Here is a 22,127-nt window from a genome sequence, read left to right as displayed (position 1 = left end):
ATGACGGTGTAGTAAAGAATCTTCATGGCGCTTAGAAAGGCAGTCCCCTCATCGATCCCGGTTTCGGCCCGTTGTGATGCATCTCCACGAGCCTGCGGATCCAGCCGTTGGTTTTCCTGATATTCTGAAGAAGAGCCCATCTGAGGAGGTCGGGCTCAGCCTCGTGCTCGCGGACCGGAATCCCGTTCCCGTGCATGTCCCGATACAGGATCCCCGCCCGGATGCCGTCACCCTTGCAGGCTCTGTCCCTGATCCGGGCCATGCTGTTTTTCCAGATGGACGCCCCGCTGGTTGCCGGTTTCTCCGCCATTCCCGTTTCCCCTTGCCCGCTTCATCGTCGGGACTCACGGCGCTCGCTGTTTCCCTTCGCCGGTCTTTCCCGGCGAAGATCGTGTCATGGTCCCGCTACCCTTTTCGGCTCGGAGGCCCGATAACTTTAACGGAGAACCCGCGGTAATCCGGTTTTTCCGCGTAGAGGAACGAATGCCTCATCCCGGACGGCTTAAAGGATCATCCGGACCCGCCGCGCCGCACAAATCCCGAGAAGACTCCCTCCAGAGCGAAACAATCGGAAATCATTGGAGATCATTTTATGCCGTGAAAAACCTCTTGACCGGCAACGGATCTTTCTGTAGTTGGCAGTTGGTAATACCAGATGGCTGGCTGCACTAACGGCCAGGATGAAAAAAAACATCCTGCCGGGCCGTCATGGGGGCTCCGGTCCGGCCCTCTCCGGGCTGCAGAACCGGTTCAAGGAACTGAAAGCGCAACAGGAGGCAATCATATGGCGGATTACGATGTCATCGTCATCGGCGCCGGGTGCGGCGGCCTGAGTGCGGGGGCGCTCCTTGCCAAGCAGGGCCGCAGGGTGCTCGTGGTCGAACAGAGCGGCATGATCGGGGGCTGCTGTTCGACCTTTGAAAAGGACGGCTTCCGGTTCGATCTGGGGGCATCCCTGATCGAAGACGCCGAGGTGATCAACTGGTGCTTCGAGCGCCTCGGCACGTCCCTGCCGAAGGAAGTGGACCTGGTGTCCTGCGATCCCGTTTACGACGTGATCCTCAAGGACGGCACCCGTCTCAAATACCCCATCTCCAGCGAGGAATCGGCGAAGAACATCGGCGCCGTCGCGCCCGGCGCCGTCAAGGGCTGGCATTCCTACGCCGAATACATGCAGGGATTCCTCGACGCCGCCCTGAAGGGATTCTTCCTGGCGCCGGCGAACACCAATGCCGACCTGGTCCGGCTGTTCCGAAAGACCCCGCAGCTCCTGCGCTACGGCCCCATGTTTGCGAGCAGCTACCAGGGGGTGATCGAGAAGTACTTCAAGGACCCGCGCATCCGGGAGTCCATCGCGTTCCAGAGCTTCTACGGCGGCCTGCCGCCCAACACCTGTCCGGGCTATATCGCCATGGTCCCATGGTCGGAGCATGCGGGGATCTACTACAGCAAAGGGGGGATGATCGGTATCCCCCGCGCCCTCGAGCGCTGCGGCGGGAAATACGGCATGACCGTCCGCCTGAAGACACGCGTGAACAGCGTGATCGTCCGGAACCGGCGCGCCCTGGGCGTGGTCCTGGCCGACGGCACCGAGATCACCTCCGACCTGGTGGTCTCGGACATCAACGCCAAGCTGCTCTACCTGGAGATGATCGGGGAGGAGCAACTGCCCTGGCTGGCACGCGTGGGGATCAAGAGTTACGAGTACTCCATGGCCACGCCCATGCTGTATCTCGGCGTGAATTACACCCCGCCGCTGGAAGGGCATCACACCCTGATCACCCGGCCGATGGAGGAGCTGAACGACTACTGGTGGAACGTCTACAAGAAGGGCCGCTTCGGAAACGAGCATTTCGGCATCGTCAGCTGGACCTCGCATTCCGATCCGGGACTGGCCCCGGAGGGCCACCACGTTCTCGTCCTGACCCTCCAGCCCGGTCCCTACCGGCTCCGGGGAACCGGCTGGGACGACTGCAAGTCCGCCCTGACCGAGGAGATCATCCGGTACATGTCGGACCGCTACATCCCCGGCCTGGCCGACCACATCAAGGTGGCCGAGCTTTCCACCCCCCTCGACTTCGAGCGGCGGCTGCTGTCTCCCGAGGGGGCCATCTACGCCCTGCGGCAGGATCTCACCAGCGGTGTCGCCTTCCGGCCCGCGGCGAAATCCAAGAGCATCAAGGGCCTGTACCTGGTCGGCGCCTCCACGCACCCCGGAGGCGGCGTACCGACGACCATCGCCTCGGGGATGATCGCGGCCGATCTGATCCAACAATACGAATAGGAGGACGGCAATGAAGAAAAAGCTCCTGATCGCCGGTGTGGCCCTGGCCGTGATCATCTACCTGAAGCAGCCGGAGCGAAAAAAGCGCTTCCTCAAGGAGATCCTGCGGCAGGTTCCATTTCTCATCCCTCGCTACTACGCATGAAACGCGGTCTCCTTCGTCCCGGCGGGATTCCCTGTGCCGCGCATGGCGCGGCCGCCGGATGAGGCATGTCACGGCAGGCGGGACCGAAGGACCGTGCAAGACCTTATTGGAAAGGAGTTGCAGACATTATGGCAGATTATGACGCAATTGTAATCGGTGCCGGACTGGGGGGCCTCTCCTCGGGGGCGCTCCTGGCGCATCACGGATTGAAGGTTCTGGTCCTCGAACAGAGCGACCGCATCGGCGGATGCTGCTCCACCTTTGAGCGGAACGGCTACCGTCACGACGTCGGGGCCTCCATCGTGGAGATCACGCAGCCCATCGAGACGGTTTTCCGGAAGCTGGGAACCCGCTTCGACCAGGAAGTGGAGCTGGTCCCCTGTGATCCCATGTTCTCGGTCATGTACCGCAACGGCGAGCGCATCACCATCGAGAAATCCATCGAGGCCACGGGGAGGGTGATCGCCTCCATTTCGCCGGAGGACGGGCGGCGCTGGTATGACTTCTGCGATTACTGCAGCGACATGATGGACGTCCTCCTGGACACCATTCTCTGCAGCCCCGCCGACACGATGGGCGACATGGCCCGCATGATCCGGAAAAACCCGGCGCTGCTTCGCTACCTGCCCACCTTCATGACGACCTACCAGGACCTCATCCAGAAGTATTTCAAGGACGAGCGGGTCCTCCGGACCATGGCCTACCAGTCGCTCTACATGGGCATGCCCCCGGCCCTCTGCCCGGGGGCCTTCGGCATGATTCCTTACAGCGAGCACCGGGGCATCTGGTATCCCCGGGGCGGCATGATCCGCATCCCCGAGGCGCTGCTCCGGTGCGGCCAAAAGGACGGCCTCGAGATCCGCATGAACAGCAGCGTGACGAGCGTGATCGTCCGCAACGGCCGCGCCCAGGGCGTCGTCCTCGCCGACGGCGGGGAAATCAGCTCCCGGATGGTCGTCTCCAACATCAACCCCAAGATGCTCTACCTCGACCTGATCGGGGAGGAGAACCTGCCCTGGCTCACCCGCTCCGGGGTGAAGAGCCTCCGGTACGGCAAGGGGCTCTGCATGATCTACGTGGGCGTGGACTGCAAGCCGCCGCTGGACGCGCACCACAGCTTCACCGCCGTATCCATGCAGGAGGTCAACGATTTCTGGACCAACCACGTCGAAACGGGCGTGATGCTGCCGGCGAGCACGAACTACGGCCTCGTCTGCTGGCCTTCGCATTCCGACGACAGCCTGGCCCCGGAGGGGCACCACGTCATCAACGTGATCCCGGAATCCTTCTATCACCTGAAGGGAGCGGACTGGGACACCTTCAAGGACCAGTTCGTCGAAGAGTATCTCGACTATATCTCCGAGAAGCTGGTGCCCGGGCTCAAGGGGCACATTGTTCATGCGATCGCCGCCTCGCCGAAGGACTACGAGCGGAGCCTGAACCTGCCCGAGGGGTCGATCTACTGCTTCCACCAGGATGCCACGCACCAGGCGGTCTTCCGCCCCTCCTCCAAGTCCAAGTGCATTGACGGGCTGTACCTGGCGGGATCGGGGACCCATCCAGGCGGTGGCGTTCCCACAACGGTGGCCTCCGGCTACATCGCCTTCAACCAGATCGTGAAACACGAGAGATTATAAGACGCTGAAAGGAGCATTCCGATGACCAAGAAAAAGAAGTTCGGCCTGATCATGACGGCGATTGTGGTGCTGGGAATCGTCTTCTATTTCTTGCTGCCTCCCCACAAGAAGCAGCAGCTCCGATACCTGCTCAAGCAGGCGCACACGCTGCCGGGGCGCTACATGGTGTAGGGGGACGGGGATCGCAACGGAAGCGGGCGCCGCACCGGTTTCTCCGGAGTGCGGCGACCCTTCCTTTTTTCAAGAAAGGTGGAACGGATGGCGGAGCAGATATTGCCGTTTTTCTGGATGGGTGTCGCCGTGATGCTGATAGTCGCACTGGCGGTTCTCACCATGACGCTGTGGGAGGTCCGCAAGACGGTCAAGTCCCTGTCGATCATCAGCGACCGGGTTGCTTACCTGACGGACGTCAAGGCCTGGATCGGTCTCCTGACAAGCTGGAGAAAAAAGAAGAACCCGCAGGGCTGAGAGGCTGGAACCGTTTTTCCCCGGGAAATCGGGACGTTTTTTTGATAAAGACCAGCCATGCGCACTATATGCGGATATCCGCGACCGACTCGTTTCCGGTCGCCGGGTCCCAGGCGGATCCGGCGGCCCGGTTTCCTGCGAGCCGGACGATCAAACGCTCCGGCACGCCGTTTTTCGGGTGAATCGTCTTGTCCATGAAGAAACTGCTGGCGCCCATCCGAGCCAAGAGCCTGAAAGAGGTGTTCATCGAGCACTTCGAGTCGCTGATCCTCTCCGGCAAGCTCGAGGCGGGGCAGAAGCTGCTGTCCGAGCGCGAACTGGCGGAGGCTCTCGGCGTCAGCCGCCCCGTCGTCCACGAGGGCCTGCTGGAGCTGGAGGCGCGGGGACTGGTCACAATGAAGCCCCGGGCGGGAACGGTGGTCAACGATTACCGCACCAACGGCTCCCTGGCGATACTCGACACGCTGATCAATTACTACTCGGGAACCCTCGAGACGAAGCTCCTGGACAGCATGGTGGAGATGCGCATCCTGTTCGAGTCCGAGACGGTCCGTCTCGCGGCGCTGAACCGGACGGAGGAGCAGCTTCAGACTTTTTATCAACTCCTGGAGGAATGGGACGCCATCGATATGAACGACGTCGCCGCCACCACGGGCCTGTATTTCCGCTTCCACCACCATGCGGCGATGGCCTCGGGCAATCTCTTCTACCCGCTGCTGTTGAACTCCTTCAAGCACGTCTACGTCAACATATCGCGCCAGTCCTTCATCGACGCCCCGTTCATGAAGCAGGTCGCCGCCCTGCATCGCAGGATCGTCGAGGCCATCGCCGCCCAGGACCCGCCGGCCGCGGTCGAGGCGGTGAGAGAGCTGATCGCATACGGCGTCGGGCACCTGAAATCCATGCTGAACATGACGGATCGGGAAGCCGGGCAGTAGCGGCCGCTTCCCGGCTGTATCGGACGTTTTTCCGCGGCGGCCGGGAAATCTTCCTATGCCCGCCCGCACCCGATTCCTATTGACTGTCCGGTTCATTGTCCCTATACTCCCAATCCGACAACCGTTCCTTCAAGAGTTATCCCGTTGCCTTCGGAAGCCTCACGTTTCATTCACGTTTAATCGGACGTACCCCCGCTTTCGCGAACATGAATCCACCAAGTGGCCGAAGCTCACACTCCCGTTGTGTCTTCATCCACTTGAATAAATAATTGGAAGAGGGAAGGCCAGAACCATGGAAGAACTGAACCGAAAAAAGTACCAGGAAAAGCTGAGAACCGCCGCCGAGGTGGCGGCCATGATCCATTCCGGAGATGAAATCTTCTTCGCGGAATTCACCCTTCGGCCGGAATCGCTCGATGAAGCCCTCGCCGCGCGCGCGGAAGAGTTGACGGACGTGCGGATCAATGGCGTCTGCATCACCAAGGTCCCCAAGTTTATCGAGGCGGACCCGCATCGAAAACATTTCATCTACGACGACTGGCATATGTCCGGAGTCGGCCGGAGACTGCATCAGCAGGGGCTCTGCAGCTATATTCCCGTGACCTACCATCAGGGACCCAGAATCGTCAGGAAGTACCGTGATTATGATTACGTCTTTGTCAACGCCAGGCCGATGGATGCGCAAGGGTATTTCAACTTCGGCATGTGCAATTCCATCACCTCGGCGGCCATCACGAAGGCGAAGAAGGTGGTCGTGGAAGTCAACGAGAACATCCCACTCTGTCTGGGCGGCAACCAGGAGTCGGTCCACGTGTCGCGGGTCGATTACGTCGTGGAGGGGAAAAATCCACCCATTATGGAAGTTCCGCCCGCCCCCCCCACGGAAACGGACATCCGGATCGCCCGTCACATCATGGAGGAAATCGAGGACGGCGCCTGCCTGCAGCTCGGCATCGGCGGGCTGCCCAACGTCATCGGTGCCATGATCGCCGAGAGCAGCCTCACGGACCTCGGCATTCACACGGAGATGCTCGTGGATTCCATGGTGGACCTCTACAATACCGGGAAGATCACCGGCAACCGGAAGACGACGGACCGCTTCAAGATGGTCTACACCTTCGCCATGGGAACGAAGAAGCTTTACAACTTTCTCCACAACAATCCCGCCTGTGCCTCCTATCCCGTGAACTACACGAACGATCCGCGGGTAATCCAGGTCAACGACAAGGTCGTCGCCATCAACAACGCCATCGAGGTCGACCTGTTCAGCCAGGTCTGTTCCGAGTCGGCGGGTACCGTCCATATCTCCGGTACGGGCGGCCAATTCGATTTCATTTTCGGGGCCTTCAATTCCCGGGGCGGGAAGGGGATCATCGCCTTGAGCTCTACCTTCACAGACAAGAAGGGCAACATCCATTCCCGCATCGTCCCGACGCTCAAACTCGGATCCATTGTCACCGTTCCCCGCTCCTGCGTGCAGTACGTCGCCACGGAGTATGGCATCGTGCAGCTCAAGGGGAAATCGACCTGGCAGCGGGCGGAGGCCCTGATCGGCATCGCCCACCCCTCGTTCCGGGACGAGCTGACCCGGCAGGCCAGGGAGATGAAGATCTGGCTCGACCGCGATTGAACGGGCGTAAAAATGGCGGCCGGGATGGACGATGCGCCGTCCCGGCCGGGAATGAATACGGAGCGGGGCGGGCATGAGGTGTCCGTCCCGTTTTTTTTGGGCAATATGTAAAATCTGCCCCTCGACCCGGTTGCATGGATCCGTGGTTTCCGGGTAAGGTGCAAATCACCGGTCGTCGATGCGCAGGAGGGAATGGATGGGACTGAGCATGAAAGGAATCCTCGATGTCCTCTTCGTCAGGGGCAGGCATGTCTGTCCGTGGTGGCTCTGCAGGAGCTTCGACAACCCGCTCCGCCGCCTTTTCCAGGACCCGGAGAAAATCCTGGAGCCGCATGCAAAGCCCGGCTTCACCGTGATCGACGTCGGGCCCGGGATGGGCTACTTCACGATCCCGCTCTTGCGCCTCGTCGGCAGCGGGGGAAAGGTCGTCGCCCTCGACATCCAGAAGCGGATGCTGGATGCCCTCCGGCAGAGGGCGGAACGGGCGGGCCTTGGCGGGAATCTCATAACCCATCTTGGAAAACCCGGCGATCCGGCCATGCCCAACGATGCCGATTTCATCCTGATCTTCTGGATGATTCACGAAGTGCCGGACCAGCAGGCCTTCCTATCTGACCTCAAGGACTGTCTCCGGCCCGGCGGCCGCATGCTGATCGTCGAACCCCGACTTCATGTCCGTGCTGAAAAATTCGAGTCCACCCTGGATGCGGCAGAGCGGGTCGGCCTGACGCTCGTCGACCGTCCCGGGATTTCCCTGAGCCGGTCCGCACTCTTCACCAAGGACTGATTCCTCAGTCCCGGGAACCCATTCATTACCGCAACGGTCCATTCCACAAATAAGTAATTGACAAGGTCAATGACTTATGCAATCAACAAAGCCATGGAAAACAGGAAAGAAAAATGAAAGAAGAATTCCTTGGGCACAAGGGGGACGAGCTTCATCTCTTGAGGGATCTCTATCGCACGCAGCAGGCGATGCTGAATCTCATCCCGCGGATCATCGGCATATCGACCTCCAGGCTTGCTTTGTTAAGACTCCTGGCAATCGAACTGCCCAAAGAGGCCGGCGTCATGGAGATCGCCCGCCGGCTCGGCATCAACGCCGCCGCCGTGACCCGCCTTGTCCGGGAGATGGAGGAGCAGGGCTGGGTCAAAAGGCGATCCGATTCCCGGGACGGGCGTCGAAACTACGTGAGTCTGACACCCAAAGGGCGTCAGGCGTTCCGGAAAATCCACGAGCGCATGCATACCTTCGAGCGCATGATGGGTGAAACACTCGATGCGAAGGACGTGCAGGCGACGGTCCGCGTCCTCGCAGCGCTCCGCGATGCGCTGGAGAGGCACCGATAAGGGAGGATGGACGAATGCAATCGAACAAGGGGAAGTTTCTCAACACAAGGGCCTTCACCGCTCTGGGGGCCGCCATTTCCGGTCTCGGTCTTCCGCTCACCGGGTACGCCAATCACCTCTACCAGTTTTCCGCCATGACGACCCCGCGCCACGCCTGGATGGCGGCTCACAATATCCTGGCCGTGCTCTTTCTTGCCTTCGCCGCCTGGCATGTCATCCTGAACAGGAAGGCCCTGCTCCGTCATGTGAAGGGGATCGTTCGAAACATCCCATTCCCGAGCAGGGAGGCTGTCCTGGCGGGCCTCGTTGTCGCCTCGGTCGTGTTTCTGTTCGTGGGGCACGCTTTTGTGGCGGGAGGATAAGGGGATCGTGCCGTGCAGGTGAATAACGAAATCTACAGCCGGCGCGGACACGCCTGGTGGGATGAAGACGAAGGCGAATTCGCCACCATCCGGTACTTCGTCAATCCGGTGCGGTTCGGCTATTTCCGGCGGATCCTGGAGGGGGAGCATGGCGGGGGGCCACGGTTCCGGACCGTGCTCGACGTGGGGTGCGGCGGAGGGCTCCTGGCGGAGGAGTTTGCCCGGGCCGGCTTCGAGGTGACCGGCGTGGATTCGTCGGAACCGTCCATCCTGACAGCACGGCGGCATGCGATGGAAGGCGGACTGCGGATCGAGTACGGGACGGCTGCGGGCGAGCAGCTTCCGTTTAGCAGCGGGCGTTTCGACGTCGTCCTCTGCTGCGACGTCCTGGAGCATGTCGGGGACGTCGGGCGGGTGATCTCGGAGATATCGAGGGTTCTCCGGACCGGTGGGATCTTCTGCTACGACACGATCAACCGGACCTTCCGGAGCTGGATCGCCGTCATCAAGGTCATGCAGGACTGGCCGTCCACGGCCTTCGCGGAGCCGAACTCCCACGTCTGGAAGAAGTTCATCCGTCCGGCCGAGTTGTCCGGCCTGCTTGCCCAGCATGGACTTGTCCAGCGGGACATCCGGGGGATCGCCCCGCGCAGCAATCCGGTCGGCATATTGCTGAATTTCAACCGGCGCGTCAGGGGCCGGATTTCCTACCGGGAGCTGGGGCGCCGCCTGGACATGCGCGAAAGCAGCGATATGAGCGCTTCTTACATGGGCTATGCCGTCAAGGGAATCCAGGGAGGAAGGAAACAGGCGGTATCCTGACATGTTGAGCGGCCGGCGGAAGAGGGACTCCCACCCTCCGCCGCCGGTGCATTCGAGTCATTCCGAGATCAATTCAGATACTTGGAAGTGTCCACCTCGTCGATCTGCTCCGGCTTCAGGAAGCGTCTGGCGTACCGCAGGTAGACACCCGAGCGGAGGAAGAGATCGAACAGGTCCGGATCGATGTGCCGGTCTTTCTTGAAGAAGGACAGGATCTTCACCGATTCGGACAGGGTCTTGGCCTTTTTGTAGGGGCGGTCGGAGGCGGTCAGGGCCTCGAAGATGTCGGCGATGGCCATGATGCGGGCCGGAACGGACAGATCGTCCTTCGTCAACCGGCGGGGGTAGCCCGAGCCCGTCAGCGTTTCGTGGTGGGAGCCCGCATACTCCGGGACCCGCCGCAGCTCCCTCGGGAAGGGCAGGGCGTCCAGCATGGCGACCGTCTGGATGATGTGCTCGTTGATCTTGAAGCGCTCCTCCGCGGTGAGCGTTCCCCGCTCCACGCACAGGTTGAGGATCTCTCCGAAGTTGTAGAGGTCTTCGGGAACATCCACCTTGAATCCGTACCGGGGATCGAGGGCCCTTTTGTCGAGCCGGGGAATGACGTGCCAGGGCTTGTCGGAGAGGAGCGTTTCGACTGCCGGCAATTCGGGGGCCGGTATGCCTTCATAGCGCCTCATCTCTTCGTGGGACAGGCCGAGGCGGTCGTCGAGATGGCGCAGCCAGGTCCGGCCGGCGATCCGCTTGAGCCGCACGATCCGCTCCGGATCCATGGACTCGCCGCCGATGTTGCACTCCGCCACGAAGGCGAAATCATCAATCAATTGGACCCGCTTCTCGCGGTAGTCCCGCAGGGCGGCTTCCGGAGCGACGCCGCCCTGGATGGCCTTGAGGCACTCGATCTCGGCGTCCCGGAGCAGCACTTCGAAGCGCGTGCGCACCTCGTGGATCCGGTTGTAGATCGTTTCCAGTTTGGTCGCCTTGTCGACCACGTACTCCGGGGTCGTGACCTTGCCGCAGTCGTGGAGCCATGCGCCGATCCGGAATTCCCGCCACTCCTCCTCCGTTTTGAAGTTGAAATCCGCAAACGGCCCCTCCTGTACCCGGGAGGCCTCTTCCGCCAGCATGATCGCCAGCTCCGGCACCCGCTCGCAGTGGCCGCCGGTATAGGGACTCTTGGCGTCGATGGCGCCCGCCACGAGCCGGATCAGGGCATCCATCAGGGTCCGCTGCGCCTGGAGCAGGTTGTGGTTTTCCAGCGCCACCGCCGACTGCGAGGCCAGCGCCTCGACGAATCCCACCAGTTCGCGGGGGAACGGGATGACCTCTTCCGTATCAGGGTCCAGGGCGTTCATGAACTGCAGGACCCCGATCACCTCGCCCTCCCGGGGCGACATGGGGACCGTCAGCATTGAGACGGTCCGGTATCCCGTTTCCTCGTCGAAGCGATGGGAGCCGCTCAAGTCGAACCGTGTTTCGGAATAGACGTCGTCGATGATGACCGATTCGTTGTGCACCGCCGTGTAGATCGAGACGTACTGCTCGTTCAGGGCTCCCGTGGCCGGATCCCGGAGCGGAATCTCGATGGAGGGCAGAACGTCGTCCTTGGTCCGGAGCGCAAACATCAGCGTCTCCCGGTCGGTCTTGAGGTACATCGTGCCGGCGTCGCAATTGCAAAGCTTCTTTCCGCCGAAGAGGATGTGACGGAGAAGGGCCTGCCGGTTCTGCTCCCGGGACAGCATGATCCCGTTCTCCACCAGGCTGGCGAGCTTCTCCTCCGCCACCGTCAGGGCTCGCGTACGCTCGCTGAGCGTGCTCTTCATAACCTTGTGGGCCTCGCCGAGGGTGACGACTTCGTAGAGGATGGTGGGCAGCTGACCGACCTCGCCGGAAAAATCGAGATGCGTGATGCGCTCGGCGTCCGTGGTGAGAATCGAGAGAGAGCGCCCGACCCGGCGAGCGCCGATGACGGCGAGGGGGATGATGAACAGCAGGAAAACGGCCGTCACCAGGATGACCTGGTTCCGTGCCTCGACGATCGGGCCGGAGAAGTCACTCATCGGTGCAAAAGCGGCAATCCGCAATTCCATTCCCGGTGCGGCCGCATAGGTGTGGTTAGCGAACACGAACGCATCCCCCCCGACATCGACAATCCGTGTCTCTGTCCCGCCGTCCCCGCCTTTCCAGTTTTCCAGGACGGCCAGAAGGGGACTGCCGGTTGTGGAGACCGGCATCAGCACGGCCGTATCCTTCAGCCTGCAGGTCGGCGATGTGCTGTGATGAGCCAGGATCCGGTTTTTGCGATCCAGCACCACAATGGCACCGTTGGGCGTCAGGGGAATTTTTGACAGAAAGTCCCGGAGCGATCCCAGGCTCAGGTCGGCTCCGAGCACTCCTATCCCTCCCGGGAGGGGACTGGAGATCGTGATTCCCGGCTCCCGCGAAGAGGCAAAGACATACGGATCCGTGATCGCAACGGGTTTTGCCAGCTTTACCCCCCAGTACCAGGGCCGCACCGTCGGGAAATAGTCGGACGGTCGCTTCTTTGTGCCGATCGGTTGCATGTCGGACGACCAGTATCGCCAGGATTCCTCGCGCCCGCCCCCGCTTGTCCGGATGATCGTCCGCTGGGCAAACCACGTATTCCGGGGCGCGGCAATATGTGCATTCCAGCCCGGGTTGCCCCGGGTGTGCACAACCTGGTAGAAGTCGTCGTTTTCGAGACCGAAATAGACGGAATAGAGGTTATCCTCCGTCTTCAACTGCGACATGAAGGTCAGCCACATGTCGCGATCGTTCAGCCGCCCGTCCCGCCGGAATCGCTCCTGCTTGACATCGGCGTACACTTCCACGTGGCGTCCCGTCCCCCCGATGAGGGCCTTGAGCCGCTCGACGCCGGTCTGGGTGATCAGCAGGAAGCGCTTCCTGGCATTGTCCTCCGCCATGGCGTTGAACTTGGTGATGACGACCGCCATGACCGAGGCGGTGAGAACGAAGACGAAACACAGGAGGGCGATCACGGCCCAATTGTGGAAACGCAGCTTCAGGTTTGGGAAGAGAGTCATGGCATTTCCTTTCCGCGGCATGTGTGTGTCAAGCGGGCCGGCCCGCCTCCGGGTTGTGCACCAACGGGAACGGGAGGTGACGTGGTCAGCGAACGGTGACCTCCACCCGGCGGTTTCTCGGTTCGGGTGTGTTGTCCGGTGTGGAGACGAGGAGATTTCGCTCACCATGGGAGGCGATCGTCAGGTCTTGGACCTGCAGGCCCGCCTTCCGGATAATCTCCGCCACCGATTGTGCCCGTTGCAACGCGAGCTTCTCATTGGCCTCGCTGTTCCCCACGGTATCCGTATGGCCGATCACCGACACATCGGGCGCCGGCCGGGTCCGGGTCGCCTCCAGGATCGCCGGGATCAGGGCCTGGGACTCTCCCGTCAGCACCGTCCCCCCCGCCCGGTAGTAGAGCATGAAGCTGACCGGCAGCGGCGGTCGGGCGGCAAGGGCCTCGCCGAAGTCCCTCCGGATCCGGTCTTCGCCGACCGCGTACGGGGTTCCTGTCGATCCATCCAGGTCGGTGCCGGTGCGCGGCTTGTCCAGCAGCACCTCGCCCTTTGCCCCGCTGACGGCGATCTGCCCTGTGGTCCCGTCCGGATTTTCCATCAGGACGGCGTATGATTTCGGTGCCGGCGCCGTCGCGCAGCCCACTGTGAAGAGAAGGGCCAGCACGGCCAGTCCCGTTTTCATCAGGGTTCGCGTCATGGCTTTTCCCCTCCTTCCTGCGGTTCTACCTTGAGCAGGTAGTGGGTGCCGCGGATCCCGATCGTTCCCGTCGGCGTCTTCATGCGGACGGAGTTCGGCTTGAGCCGTGCGATCACGCCCGATACGACTTCGAGGCTTCCTTTCGATGCGGTGGTTCCGAATTTGAGGTTGTCTTTCCCCGGGGCGTAGAGATACTCGTCCACCGTCAATACGGTGTCCGGCCCGAAGGACATCACGGTGTTGTCCTTGAACGTGACCCCCATGCTGCCGCCGGGGCCGGTCTTGAGCGTGTTCCCCATCTTGATCGGTGTGCCCGGTGCGGCCCTGACCGACTTCCCGCCGTCGAGCACAAAGGCACTGCCCTTGACCGTCTTGACATACCCGATCGCATCCTGGTCCCCCGCCCAGACACAGGCCGGGAACAGCAGGAGGATCGCCATGATGAATCTGAACATGGTTCCACCCTCCATGATTCGTAGTCCGTTTGTTTGCCGGGTCTCGATCTCCCATCGAACCGGCACGAAGGGACGCTGCCCGATGGCCGGGTTTGTATCGTCTCTGCCTGTCCGACGACCGCCGCCACGGCGGAAAGAACGCTATTTTTCCGCCAGGACGATGGTGTCTCCTGTTTCGCCCGCCCGCAGGCGTCCGAGGTGAAGATGAACGAGCGGATCGTGCGGACGCTCGTCCGCCAGGCGCTCGAAGGCCTTATCGGCATCGGGACTGCGGCTCTGAAGCAGTCCGAACGCCGCCTCGTATACGGGGTCGCGCGATCCCGTCCCGACGGTTTCCCTTTCCGCTGCAATCGGCTCGTAGACTATCAGGGGCTCGGTCTTTCCCTTCAGGATCAGGGATCCCACGGGCCGCACTGCCGCGTCCGGGCAGCCGGCGCGGGTCGCCTCGGAGACGCAGATCCTCGTTCCCAGGTGCTTGTTCGCGCCCTCGAGACGGGAAGCCGTGTTGACGGCGTCGCCCAGGGCGCGGTAATCGAACATGGTCGTTCCGCCGAAGTTTCCCACGATGACCTCGCCGGTGTGGACGCCAATGCGGGTCTGCCCGAAGGCGATGCCCTTCGCGTTGAGATCGTCCGCATACCGCTCCGCGAAGGCATGCATCTCCAGGGCGCAATTCAGGGCCCGCTCCTGGTGGTCCGGCTGCACGACCGGAGCCGAGAACATGATCGCCACGGCGTCGCCGACGATCCGGTCCAGGGTCCCGCCGTGCCGGAAGGCGATGGTGACCATCTCGTCCAGGTAGGCGTTGAGGATCGAGACGGCGTCGCCGGGGTCCATCGATTCCATGAGGCTGGTAAAACCGGCAAGATCCGTGAAGATGAAGCTGCATACCCGGCGCTGTCCCCCCAGTTCGAGCTGGTCGGGATGCTCGACGAGGTAATCGACGCGGTTGGGCGACACGTATCGTGAGAAGGCCTCCCGGACCCACCGCTGGCGCTGCTCGCTGGTCCGGTGGCGGACGACGCTCCCGGCGACGAAGGTGATCGCGATCGCCAGTCCGGGCGTAACCGGGTCCAGAAGCAGGCCGTAGCGGCTGAAGGCGATCCACGCGCCTCCTCCGGCGGCCAGGAGAACGGCGGCGGTCACCCCGGCCGAGACCATGGCCTGCGTGGAAAGGGCGATGATCGCGACGAGCAGGCCGCCGATGACGATCACCAGCGCCTCGATGGCCTCCGCCTGGGACGGACGGGTCAGGTAGGCCTTCGTGAAAATCTGCTCCAGCGCCTGGGCGTGGGCCTCGACGCCGGGAATGATGGTCCCCGCCGGACTGAAGCGCAGATCCATGAGACCCTGGGCGGAGGTGCCGAGCAGTACGATATGCCCGTCGATCCGGTCCCGGGGGGCCTCTCCCGCCAGCACTTTCCAGGCCGGAATGTAGCGGTCCGGAACGGGCCGTGTGTAATGCACCCAGATCTCCCCCCGGGGGGTCGTCGGTACGGTGAATGCGCCGATCCGGATTTCCTCCATGCCGACTCCCTTCCCGGCGCTTGTCTTCACGATGTAGTTCGCCTGGTCCTGGGCCACCCTCAGCGCCTCGGCGGCGAGGGAAGGCATCGCCTGGTCCCGCAGACTCACGACCAGAGGGACCCGGCGGACGACTCCGTCCGAGTCGGGGATGAACGAAAGGACGCCGTTGCCCGCCGCCGCGTTTTCCAGGAGCGGAATTGCCGTCACCGAGCTTTCAAACGGATGAAGAAAAGGGAGGGGAGAGGGGCCGGAAAAGATGAATCGAAAGGGACGCGCGGGCAGGAGCCTCTCCGGACCGTCCCGTTCGGCTGCGAATCCGAGGACGACACGGCCGTGGCGGATCGTCCGGGCCAGGACCTCGTCATGGTCGGTCAAACCGGCCAGGCGCCGGCGGAGGTCCTCCGGAAGGCTCCAGGCGGCGGCCATGGACTTCGGCGACGTCCGGTCCGGCTCCGCGAAGACGATGTCCATGCCGACGGCGGCCGCTCCGGCCTGCTCAAGTATGTCGACCAGCTCGGCAACCCGCGTACGGGGCCAGGGCCACTGTCCGACCTTCTTCAGGCTTTCTTCGTCGATGTCGATGATGCGAACGGGAGCCGATTCGTATGGCCGCGGTTGCCAGCGCTGGTATTGGTCAAAGGCGGCGTTTCGAAGCACCTGGAGGGGAAGGGGGTCGAAGAGAAAAAGGACGACACCGAGAAAAACGGCGAGAAACGGTGCCGTCATGGCGGGGGTGAGCTTCTGGAAGAACTTCATGATCCAACCGGCTTTCCGGAAGTGGGGAAAAGAAGAACCCGGGTTCTTCGACACCTCGCAGGCCGGGATGATACGGGAGATTGATCAACGTGTCAATCTTGGCTTCGTACTCGTTGCTTTGTGCCTGGAAGATAAAAAAAGGCCGCCCCGCCAGTTACGACGGGACGGCCGGGGGGTAAGGAGAGAGCAAGAAGATTGGGTTTATGCGGCTTTTTTCAGCGTGCTGATTGCGGGAAGCACGTCATCGTCGGACCAGACCCGCTCGAAAGCGACGTCGAGCGTGGCGGCTTTCCGAGGGGCACTGCCCGGATGTTCTGCGTCGTCGGGGATCGATCCGTATCCGCCCTGGGACAGCATGTCCTGATCGGACCAGGCCCGCTCCGCTCCCGCCTCGACGGTCATCGTCTCCATGGTGTGTCCACCCTTGTACAGCATGTCCCGATCGGACCAGGCATGCTCCATTCCCCATTCCAGCGTCATGGTTTCCATTTCAAAGTTCCTCTCTTGTTCTTTATTACCATGGTCAGTTGATGACCATGGTTAGTTTTCGATAAAAAAATTATTTGCTTTTCAACCCTTTCAGGATCAGGTCCACCGCGGCGTCGATCGTCGGCCTTCGATAATCTGTCCTCTCCGAATCCATCCTGTTTTCCTGGAATTGGATGACACCCATAAAGCAGTTCCACAGGATGATGGAGACCAGTTTTGCGTCGGCATCATGAAAAACGCCCTGGTCGATTCCCTTCTGCACGGCCTGTTCCATCTGGTGGAAATTGGAGCGCATCAGGCTCTTCAGGTTGTCCAGGCGGTTCTTCGGCAGGAGCCGCTTGAACTCCGCTGCATTGTACCGGGAGACCAGGTGATACGAGCCGGGATCGTTGAAGAAGACGTCCCGGGTGGCGTCGATGATCTTCCTGACGGTGATTTCTGCCGGCTCTTCGCTGTTTTCTGCGATGCTCACCAGGCGTCGGCTCAATTCCGCGAGGGCCGGCTCGACGATCTGGTAGTAAAGGTCGTCCTTGCTCTTGAAATACAGGTAGATCGTGGCCTTGGAAATCTCGGCCCGGCGCGCGATCTCGTCCAGGGAGGTCTCCGCGTATCCTTTTTTGTAAAAGAGCTCCGCCGCGATCTCCTGAATCTGCCTCGATCGCGACTCCTTCTCTCTCTGTTTCCGTTCTGCGATGCCCATTCAGATCGTGCCCCTGCCTCGAGGATGACCGCTTTTGAATGACCATGGTTAGTTTGTAACCACGGTTATTTAGAGCTTATCATAATGATTTGTCAAGCAGTATTTTCAGGAGTGTTTTCAGTAGGATTGTTCGCTTCGTTTCCCGGGGCGGGGGGAAGGGCGGAGCGGTGTCGCTGACGTCCGTTCGCGAACACCCGGTTCCGCCCTTCGGATTTTGCCCGGCAGGGAAGTTCGTCCGCTCCGTCGATGAAGGATTCCGCCGTATCGGACAGACAAATGCATTCCGTCCGCGATCAAGGCCGGCCGGTATCGAAGGCGTCCACCACCCGGCTGTACGTTTCGTGGATCATCTTCCGGTCGAACTCGTAGAACTCGTCCAGCATGGCCTTCTGCTCCGCATCGCTGAAGTAGGCGAGGATCGGGTAGAAGAAGCCCTTGTCCTCCTTGGTGATGTGCTTCGGGTAAAAGTCCGTCAGCCAGCGGAGACATTCAACTACCGTGGCGACAGCCGCGGCGTCCCCCTTCAGGTACTGCTCCTTGGCCGCCACGAGGCGGGCCACGGTCTTGCGTCCCTCCCGGTGTTCCTCGATCAGTTCGTCCATGATCCGGGCGTGTTCCGGGGTCAGCTTTTTCTTCTTCATCTCCCGGAACAGGATGTCTTCCTCCTTGCCGTGGTGGGTCCGGTCGGCATAGGTCCGGATGAAGTCCACGGCGACGTCCACCGCGACGGGGTTGACCGTGTTCTCCCGGGCGATTCGCTCGATCTCGACCTTGACCGCCCGGATCATCCGCTCGATGAGCCGGTGTTCCCACATCAGGGGTCCAATAGGCTTCATGGGGTCTCCTCCTTTCCTGTTTCAGGTTTCAGGCGAGTTTGCTTCCTTCCGTGGCGATGGCCTCGATACCTTCCCTTTCGAGGATCGTGATCCGGGAGCCCTGGGTGCGAATGAGGCCCCGCCGTCCCATGCGCGTCAGAATCCTGGAGAGGGTTTCGGGGATGGTCCCCAGGAGAGCCGCCAACTGGGCCTTGGAAAGGTCCAGTTCGACGACGCTCTTTTTTTCATCGCCGCTCCGGTAGAGCAGGTAGGCCGCCAGTCTTCCCGGGACTTCCTTCAGGGACAGGTCCTCCACCATGCGGGTGAACCGCCGGAGCCGCACGGACAGAACCGCCAGCATGCCCAGCGCCAGGGAGGCATCCCGGTGGATCAACTCCACGAAGGCCTCCCGCGGGAAGAACAGCAGGGAACTGGATCGCTCCGCCGAAGCGTGGGCCGGGAAGCCCCGGCCGGTAAACACGGCCACCTCCCCGAAAATCTCGCCGGGACCGAAGAGGTGGAGGATCTGCTCCTTTCCCTCCGGGGAGAGCTTGAAGATCTTGACGCGGCCGGAGAGAACCGCGTAGAAGCCCCGGCCTTCCTCTCCCTCGGAAAAGATTCTGCACCCCGCCGGGAACGATTTCGTCACCGTGATGCCCGCCAGGGCCTCCAGGTGGGGTCGGGGCAGGCCCGCGAAAAGGGGAATCAGGGAGAGTCTCCCGACCGGATCAATGGCTGGCTTATCCATGCCGGAAAAAATACCACCGGTCCTTGACTTAAGTCAAAGACGTTCTGAAAAGAGGTGTTTATGATAGAGGCAAAAGAAAGAAGGAGGAAACGACCGATATGAACGCCACCCGGAAAATCATCCGCATCGATGAGGAAAAATGTGACGGCTGCGGCCTCTGCGTCACCGCCTGTGCCGAGGGGGCGATCCGGATCATCGACGGCAAGGCGCGGCTGGTCTCGGACCGCTACTGCGACGGCCTGGGGGCCTGCTTAGGCGATTGCCCCCGGGATGCCCTGCAGATCGTCGAGCGGGAGGCGGATGCTTTCGACGAGCAGGCCGTCATCGAACACCTGAAAAGGGAAAAGGCGGTGGCGCCGGAGCCCCTGGCATGCGGCTGTCCCGGGACCCACCTCCAGACCTTTCTCCGGACGGTTTCCTGCGAGGAGGCCGACCGGCCGGCAGTCGGCATCGGCGCGTCCTCTGCCCTGGCACACTGGCCCGTCCAGATCCGCCTGGTCCCGCCGACGGCGCCGTTCCTCCGGGGAGCGAGCCTCCTGGTGGCGGCGGACTGCGTTCCCGTGGCATATCCGACGTTCCACCGGGATTTTATCGATGGGCGCGTGGTCCTGATCGGCTGCCCCAAGTTCGACGATCCCGGACCCTGCGTGGAGAAATTTGCCCGGATCTTTGCCGCCAACGAGATCCGCGACGTGACCGTGGCCGTCATGGAGGTTCCATGCTGCCAGGGGCTGCCCATGATGGTCCGGAAGGGCATGGAGATGGCGGGGAAGGACGTGCCGCTGAAGAAAGTCGTGATCGGGACGGACGGATCCATCCGGGGCGAGGCATCAAAGCCGACGCCGCCTACGCTCCCTGTCATCGAGGCGGTGAAGGCCTGAATCCAGGGCCGCGCGGACGGCGGCGGCGTATTCCTGTGCGGTGATGCGGCGATTGATCAGGGGATCCGCCGCCCCCCGCCCGCAGGGGTGGTACTGGTCCATCACGTTCACATAGGTGTAAGGGGAGAGCCCGGCCAGGAAGGCCATGACGTCCGGCGTGCCGGCGGCCCCCCCGGGCATCACCAGGTGGCGCACCAGGAGGCCCCGGACGGCCACGCCTTCGTCGTCCAGAGAAAGATCCCCCACCTGCCGGTGCATCTCCCGGATTGCCTCGCAGGCCCGCTCCCGATAGTCCCGGACCCCGCAGAACCGCTCCCCCCATTCATTGTCCCAGAACTTGAAATCGGGCATGTAGATGTCCACGATGCCGTCCAGGAGGCGGAGGGTGTCCATGGCGTCGTAACCGCCGGTGTTGTAGACGAGGGGTACACGGAGGCCGTTGTCCGCGGCGATCAGGAGACCCTCCAGGATCTGGGGAACCACGTGGGAGGGGGTCACGAAGTTGATGTTGGGACAGCCCCGTTCCTGGAGGCTCAGCATCATCGCCGCCAGGTGGACCGGCTCCACGTCGTCTCCCTCCCGGCCGTGACTGATGTCGTCGTTCTGGCAGAACGTGCACAGGAGATTGCAGGAGCTGATGAAGATCGTCCCGGACCCCCCGGTTCCCACCAGCGGCGACTCCTCCCCGAAGTGAGCATGGAAGCTGGCGACCCGGGCCTTCCGGCCGGTCCGGCACCAGCCCCGCTCGTCGGCCAGCCGGTTCCTGCCGCAGGACCGCGGGCACAGGCGGCATTCCGTGAGCGCCAGGACGGCCCTCTCCATGCGCCGCTTCAATTCGCCCCGCCGGTGAAGATCCAGCCAGGACGCTTCCATGTTGCCCTCCCGGTTCGGATGAGGCTTCAGTCGGCCGGCGGCAGGCGCTTCTTCAACTCCTCGACCTCTTTCCGTAGTGTGCGAAGTTCTTCCCGGATCTGCCGCAGGGTCTCGGCCCCGAGATCGATTGCCGGTCCCGGCCGGCTGCAGGATTGGGTGATGAAGCGACGGAGGATGAAGAACAGGATGACCAGGATGACAATCCAGAAAAGCGGCATGATCCACCAGCCTCCGTACATCGGTCCGTATCCTCCCCCTCCCATGGCGCCCTCCCGGTTTCGTTTCGGGAACATTACCACAGCCGGAAGCATGCTTGCCATGGGAAGGTGGTGGGGAGAACAGGCCGAATCGGGATGATCCGCCTGGATGGAAGAACGTCTGCCTTGCCTGTCGCAGGACGGAAGCGGTTCGACCCGCAGTCGCCCCCGCACGCCGCGGAGTCAGCGGCCTGCCGCCCTGTTCTTGAGTTGAACCTCCCGTCGCTTTTCAGGAGACAGGAGGCAACCTTCCAGGCAGTGGTCGATGCAGTTCCCCTCGCAGGGCTCCACGTGGATCGTGACGCTTGTATCGGGGTACTGCCTTTCGATGAGGCCGGACAGCTCTTCCGTAATGTTGTGGGAGTTCAACACGGACATCTGAGGGTCCACCTGGAGGTGAAACTCGACAAAGCGGAAGTGTCCGGACTTGCGGGTCCGGAGCCGGTGAAAGCCGTGGATGAGGGGCTTCCGCTCCAGGATCCGGCCACGGATCCATTCCATTTCGTCCTTGGGCAGGTTGACGTCCAGGAGGTCCCGCGCCGACTGGATGGTCAGGTCGTAGGCGGCCTTGATGATCAGGAGGGCCACGCCGATGGCCGCCGCCGGGTCCAGCCAGTGCAGGTCCAGACCGGGGAAAACGCGGGAGCCGACCCAGATCAGGGCCAGGCTGGACATGACCCCCGCCGAGGTGTAGACATCCGTCCGGAGGTGCCAGGCATCGGCCTGGAGCGCCACGGAATCGGTCTTCCGTCCCACCTTGAACAGCCTTTCCGAGACGACGAGGTTGGCCGCGGCGGACACGAACATGACGCCCACACCCCAGCCGATGGCCTCGATGGGCTCCGGGTTCAGGATCTTCTTGACCGCCTCGAAGATGATCCAGCCGGCGGCGACAAAGATCAGAAGCGCCTCGATGGTGCCCGAGATGTTTTCGATCTTGCCGTGGCCGAAGGGATGCCTTGCATCCGCCGGCAGGCTGGAGGTCTTCACGGAGAACAGGGCGATCACGGCAGCCAGCCAGTCCACGCCCGAGTGGATCGCCTCGGAAATGATCGACACGGAGCCGATCATGAGGCCGATGACGAGCTTCATGACCACCAGGATGGAATTGGACGTGACGGACAGGAGCGCCACGCGCTCCTTCTGCCTCTGAGGATTCACAACGGGGCCTCCGGGTTGTCGGGTCCGCGATTATAGACACATCGGGAGTTTTTTCCACAAAATTGTGGGA

General features: G+C 62.1%; 24 protein-coding genes. 12 read left to right on the top strand and 12 right to left on the bottom strand.

Going from position 1 to position 22,127, the window contains the following annotated elements; translation table 11 throughout:
* Window positions 1-31 precede the first annotated feature (31 nt).
* Window positions 32-310: a hypothetical protein gene (locus PLO63_16570; protein HOI75757.1), complete on the bottom strand. Its 279-nt coding sequence runs from the start codon at window positions 308-310 to the stop codon at window positions 32-34.
* Between the two features lie 474 nt (window positions 311-784).
* Here PLO63_16570 and PLO63_16565 point away from each other — a divergent pair, with 474 nt between their 5' ends.
* From PLO63_16565 to ubiG, 11 genes are all read left to right on the top strand, one after another.
* Window positions 785-2,284 carry an NAD(P)/FAD-dependent oxidoreductase gene (locus PLO63_16565; protein HOI75756.1) on the top strand — a complete coding sequence of 500 codons (1,500 nt, stop codon included), beginning with the start codon at window positions 785-787 and terminating at the stop codon, window positions 2,282-2,284.
* A gap of 10 nt (window positions 2,285-2,294) precedes the next feature.
* Window positions 2,295-2,429 (top strand): hypothetical protein, encoded by a 135-nt coding sequence (locus PLO63_16560; protein HOI75755.1) that lies wholly within the window; start codon window positions 2,295-2,297, stop codon window positions 2,427-2,429.
* Between the two features lie 128 nt (window positions 2,430-2,557).
* Window positions 2,558-4,066, top strand: a complete 1,509-nt coding sequence (locus tag PLO63_16555) for an NAD(P)/FAD-dependent oxidoreductase (protein ID HOI75754.1) — start codon at window positions 2,558-2,560, stop codon at window positions 4,064-4,066.
* A gap of 21 nt (window positions 4,067-4,087) precedes the next feature.
* The gene (locus PLO63_16550; GenBank protein HOI75753.1) at window positions 4,088-4,237 is read left to right on the top strand and encodes a hypothetical protein; all 150 of its coding nucleotides are present in this window, start codon (window positions 4,088-4,090) and stop codon (window positions 4,235-4,237) included.
* Between the two features lie 87 nt (window positions 4,238-4,324).
* A complete protein-coding gene (locus PLO63_16545; protein HOI75752.1) occupies window positions 4,325-4,534 on the top strand; it encodes a hypothetical protein in 210 nt (69 codons plus the stop codon).
* A gap of 194 nt (window positions 4,535-4,728) precedes the next feature.
* Window positions 4,729-5,472, top strand: coding sequence for a FadR/GntR family transcriptional regulator (locus PLO63_16540; GenBank protein ID HOI75751.1), 744 nt, complete (start codon window positions 4,729-4,731; stop codon window positions 5,470-5,472).
* A 292-nt stretch (window positions 5,473-5,764) separates the two neighbouring features.
* Entirely contained in the window at window positions 5,765-7,102 is a 1,338-nt protein-coding gene (locus PLO63_16535) for an acetyl-CoA hydrolase/transferase C-terminal domain-containing protein (protein ID HOI75750.1), read from the top strand.
* Between the two features lie 196 nt (window positions 7,103-7,298).
* Window positions 7,299-7,889, top strand: a complete 591-nt coding sequence (locus tag PLO63_16530; protein HOI75749.1) for a class I SAM-dependent methyltransferase — start codon at window positions 7,299-7,301, stop codon at window positions 7,887-7,889.
* 113 nt (window positions 7,890-8,002) lie between these two features.
* A complete protein-coding gene (locus PLO63_16525; GenBank protein ID HOI75748.1) occupies window positions 8,003-8,452 on the top strand; it encodes a MarR family transcriptional regulator in 450 nt (149 codons plus the stop codon).
* Window positions 8,453-8,466: 14 nt separating this feature from the next.
* On the top strand, window positions 8,467-8,814 hold the full coding sequence (locus PLO63_16520) for a DUF4405 domain-containing protein (GenBank protein HOI75747.1): 348 nt from the start codon (window positions 8,467-8,469) through the stop codon (window positions 8,812-8,814).
* A 12-nt stretch (window positions 8,815-8,826) separates the two neighbouring features.
* A complete protein-coding gene (ubiG, locus tag PLO63_16515) occupies window positions 8,827-9,636 on the top strand; it encodes a bifunctional 2-polyprenyl-6-hydroxyphenol methylase/3-demethylubiquinol 3-O-methyltransferase UbiG (protein HOI75746.1) in 810 nt (269 codons plus the stop codon).
* Between the two features lie 68 nt (window positions 9,637-9,704).
* Here the strand turns inward: ubiG and PLO63_16510 are convergent, their stop codons facing one another.
* The 8 genes from PLO63_16510 to PLO63_16475 all read right to left on the bottom strand — a co-directional run bounded on the left by PLO63_16510 (window position 9,705) and on the right by PLO63_16475 (window position 18,885).
* Window positions 9,705-12,701 (bottom strand): HD domain-containing phosphohydrolase, encoded by a 2,997-nt coding sequence (locus tag PLO63_16510; protein HOI75745.1) that lies wholly within the window; start codon window positions 12,699-12,701, stop codon window positions 9,705-9,707.
* 85 nt (window positions 12,702-12,786) lie between these two features.
* Window positions 12,787-13,395 (bottom strand): OmpA family protein, encoded by a 609-nt coding sequence (locus PLO63_16505; protein ID HOI75744.1) that lies wholly within the window; start codon window positions 13,393-13,395, stop codon window positions 12,787-12,789.
* Complete coding sequence (locus tag PLO63_16500) at window positions 13,392-13,850, bottom strand: FecR domain-containing protein (GenBank protein HOI75743.1); 459 nt, start codon at window positions 13,848-13,850, stop codon at window positions 13,392-13,394. The genes PLO63_16505 and PLO63_16500 overlap by 4 nt, the downstream gene beginning before the upstream one ends.
* Before the next feature lie 141 nt (window positions 13,851-13,991).
* Window positions 13,992-16,133 (bottom strand): adenylate/guanylate cyclase domain-containing protein, encoded by a 2,142-nt coding sequence (locus PLO63_16495; GenBank protein ID HOI75742.1) that lies wholly within the window; start codon window positions 16,131-16,133, stop codon window positions 13,992-13,994.
* 201 nt (window positions 16,134-16,334) lie between these two features.
* Window positions 16,335-16,622 carry a hypothetical protein gene (locus PLO63_16490; protein HOI75741.1) on the bottom strand — a complete coding sequence of 96 codons (288 nt, stop codon included), beginning with the start codon at window positions 16,620-16,622 and terminating at the stop codon, window positions 16,335-16,337.
* A 70-nt stretch (window positions 16,623-16,692) separates the two neighbouring features.
* Window positions 16,693-17,322, bottom strand: a complete 630-nt coding sequence (locus tag PLO63_16485; GenBank protein ID HOI75740.1) for a TetR/AcrR family transcriptional regulator — start codon at window positions 17,320-17,322, stop codon at window positions 16,693-16,695.
* 293 nt (window positions 17,323-17,615) lie between these two features.
* Window positions 17,616-18,158, bottom strand: a complete 543-nt coding sequence (locus tag PLO63_16480; protein ID HOI75739.1) for a hemerythrin domain-containing protein — start codon at window positions 18,156-18,158, stop codon at window positions 17,616-17,618.
* A gap of 28 nt (window positions 18,159-18,186) precedes the next feature.
* Window positions 18,187-18,885, bottom strand: a complete 699-nt coding sequence (locus PLO63_16475; protein ID HOI75738.1) for a Crp/Fnr family transcriptional regulator — start codon at window positions 18,883-18,885, stop codon at window positions 18,187-18,189.
* Between the two features lie 98 nt (window positions 18,886-18,983).
* Between PLO63_16475 and PLO63_16470 the strand changes: the two genes are divergently transcribed.
* On the top strand, window positions 18,984-19,766 hold the full coding sequence (locus PLO63_16470) for a 4Fe-4S binding protein (GenBank protein ID HOI75737.1): 783 nt from the start codon (window positions 18,984-18,986) through the stop codon (window positions 19,764-19,766).
* Here the strand turns inward: PLO63_16470 and PLO63_16465 are convergent.
* From PLO63_16465 to PLO63_16455, 3 genes are all read right to left on the bottom strand, one after another.
* The gene (locus PLO63_16465) at window positions 19,716-20,639 is read right to left on the bottom strand and encodes a hypothetical protein (GenBank protein HOI75736.1); all 924 of its coding nucleotides are present in this window, start codon (window positions 20,637-20,639) and stop codon (window positions 19,716-19,718) included. The two genes, PLO63_16470 and PLO63_16465, sit on opposite strands and share 51 nt — an antisense overlap.
* Before the next feature lie 26 nt (window positions 20,640-20,665).
* Window positions 20,666-20,902 (bottom strand): hypothetical protein, encoded by a 237-nt coding sequence (locus tag PLO63_16460; protein ID HOI75735.1) that lies wholly within the window; start codon window positions 20,900-20,902, stop codon window positions 20,666-20,668.
* Between the two features lie 177 nt (window positions 20,903-21,079).
* Window positions 21,080-22,057, bottom strand: coding sequence for a cation diffusion facilitator family transporter (locus tag PLO63_16455; GenBank protein ID HOI75734.1), 978 nt, complete (start codon window positions 22,055-22,057; stop codon window positions 21,080-21,082).
* Window positions 22,058-22,127: the final 70 nt, after the last annotated feature.

Source organism: Syntrophales bacterium (assembly GCA_035363115.1).
GTDB lineage: Bacteria > Desulfobacterota > Syntrophia > Syntrophales > PHBD01 > PHBD01.
The sequence above is the reverse complement of the archived record's forward strand: the minus strand, read 5'-3'. Positions and strand labels throughout refer to the sequence as shown.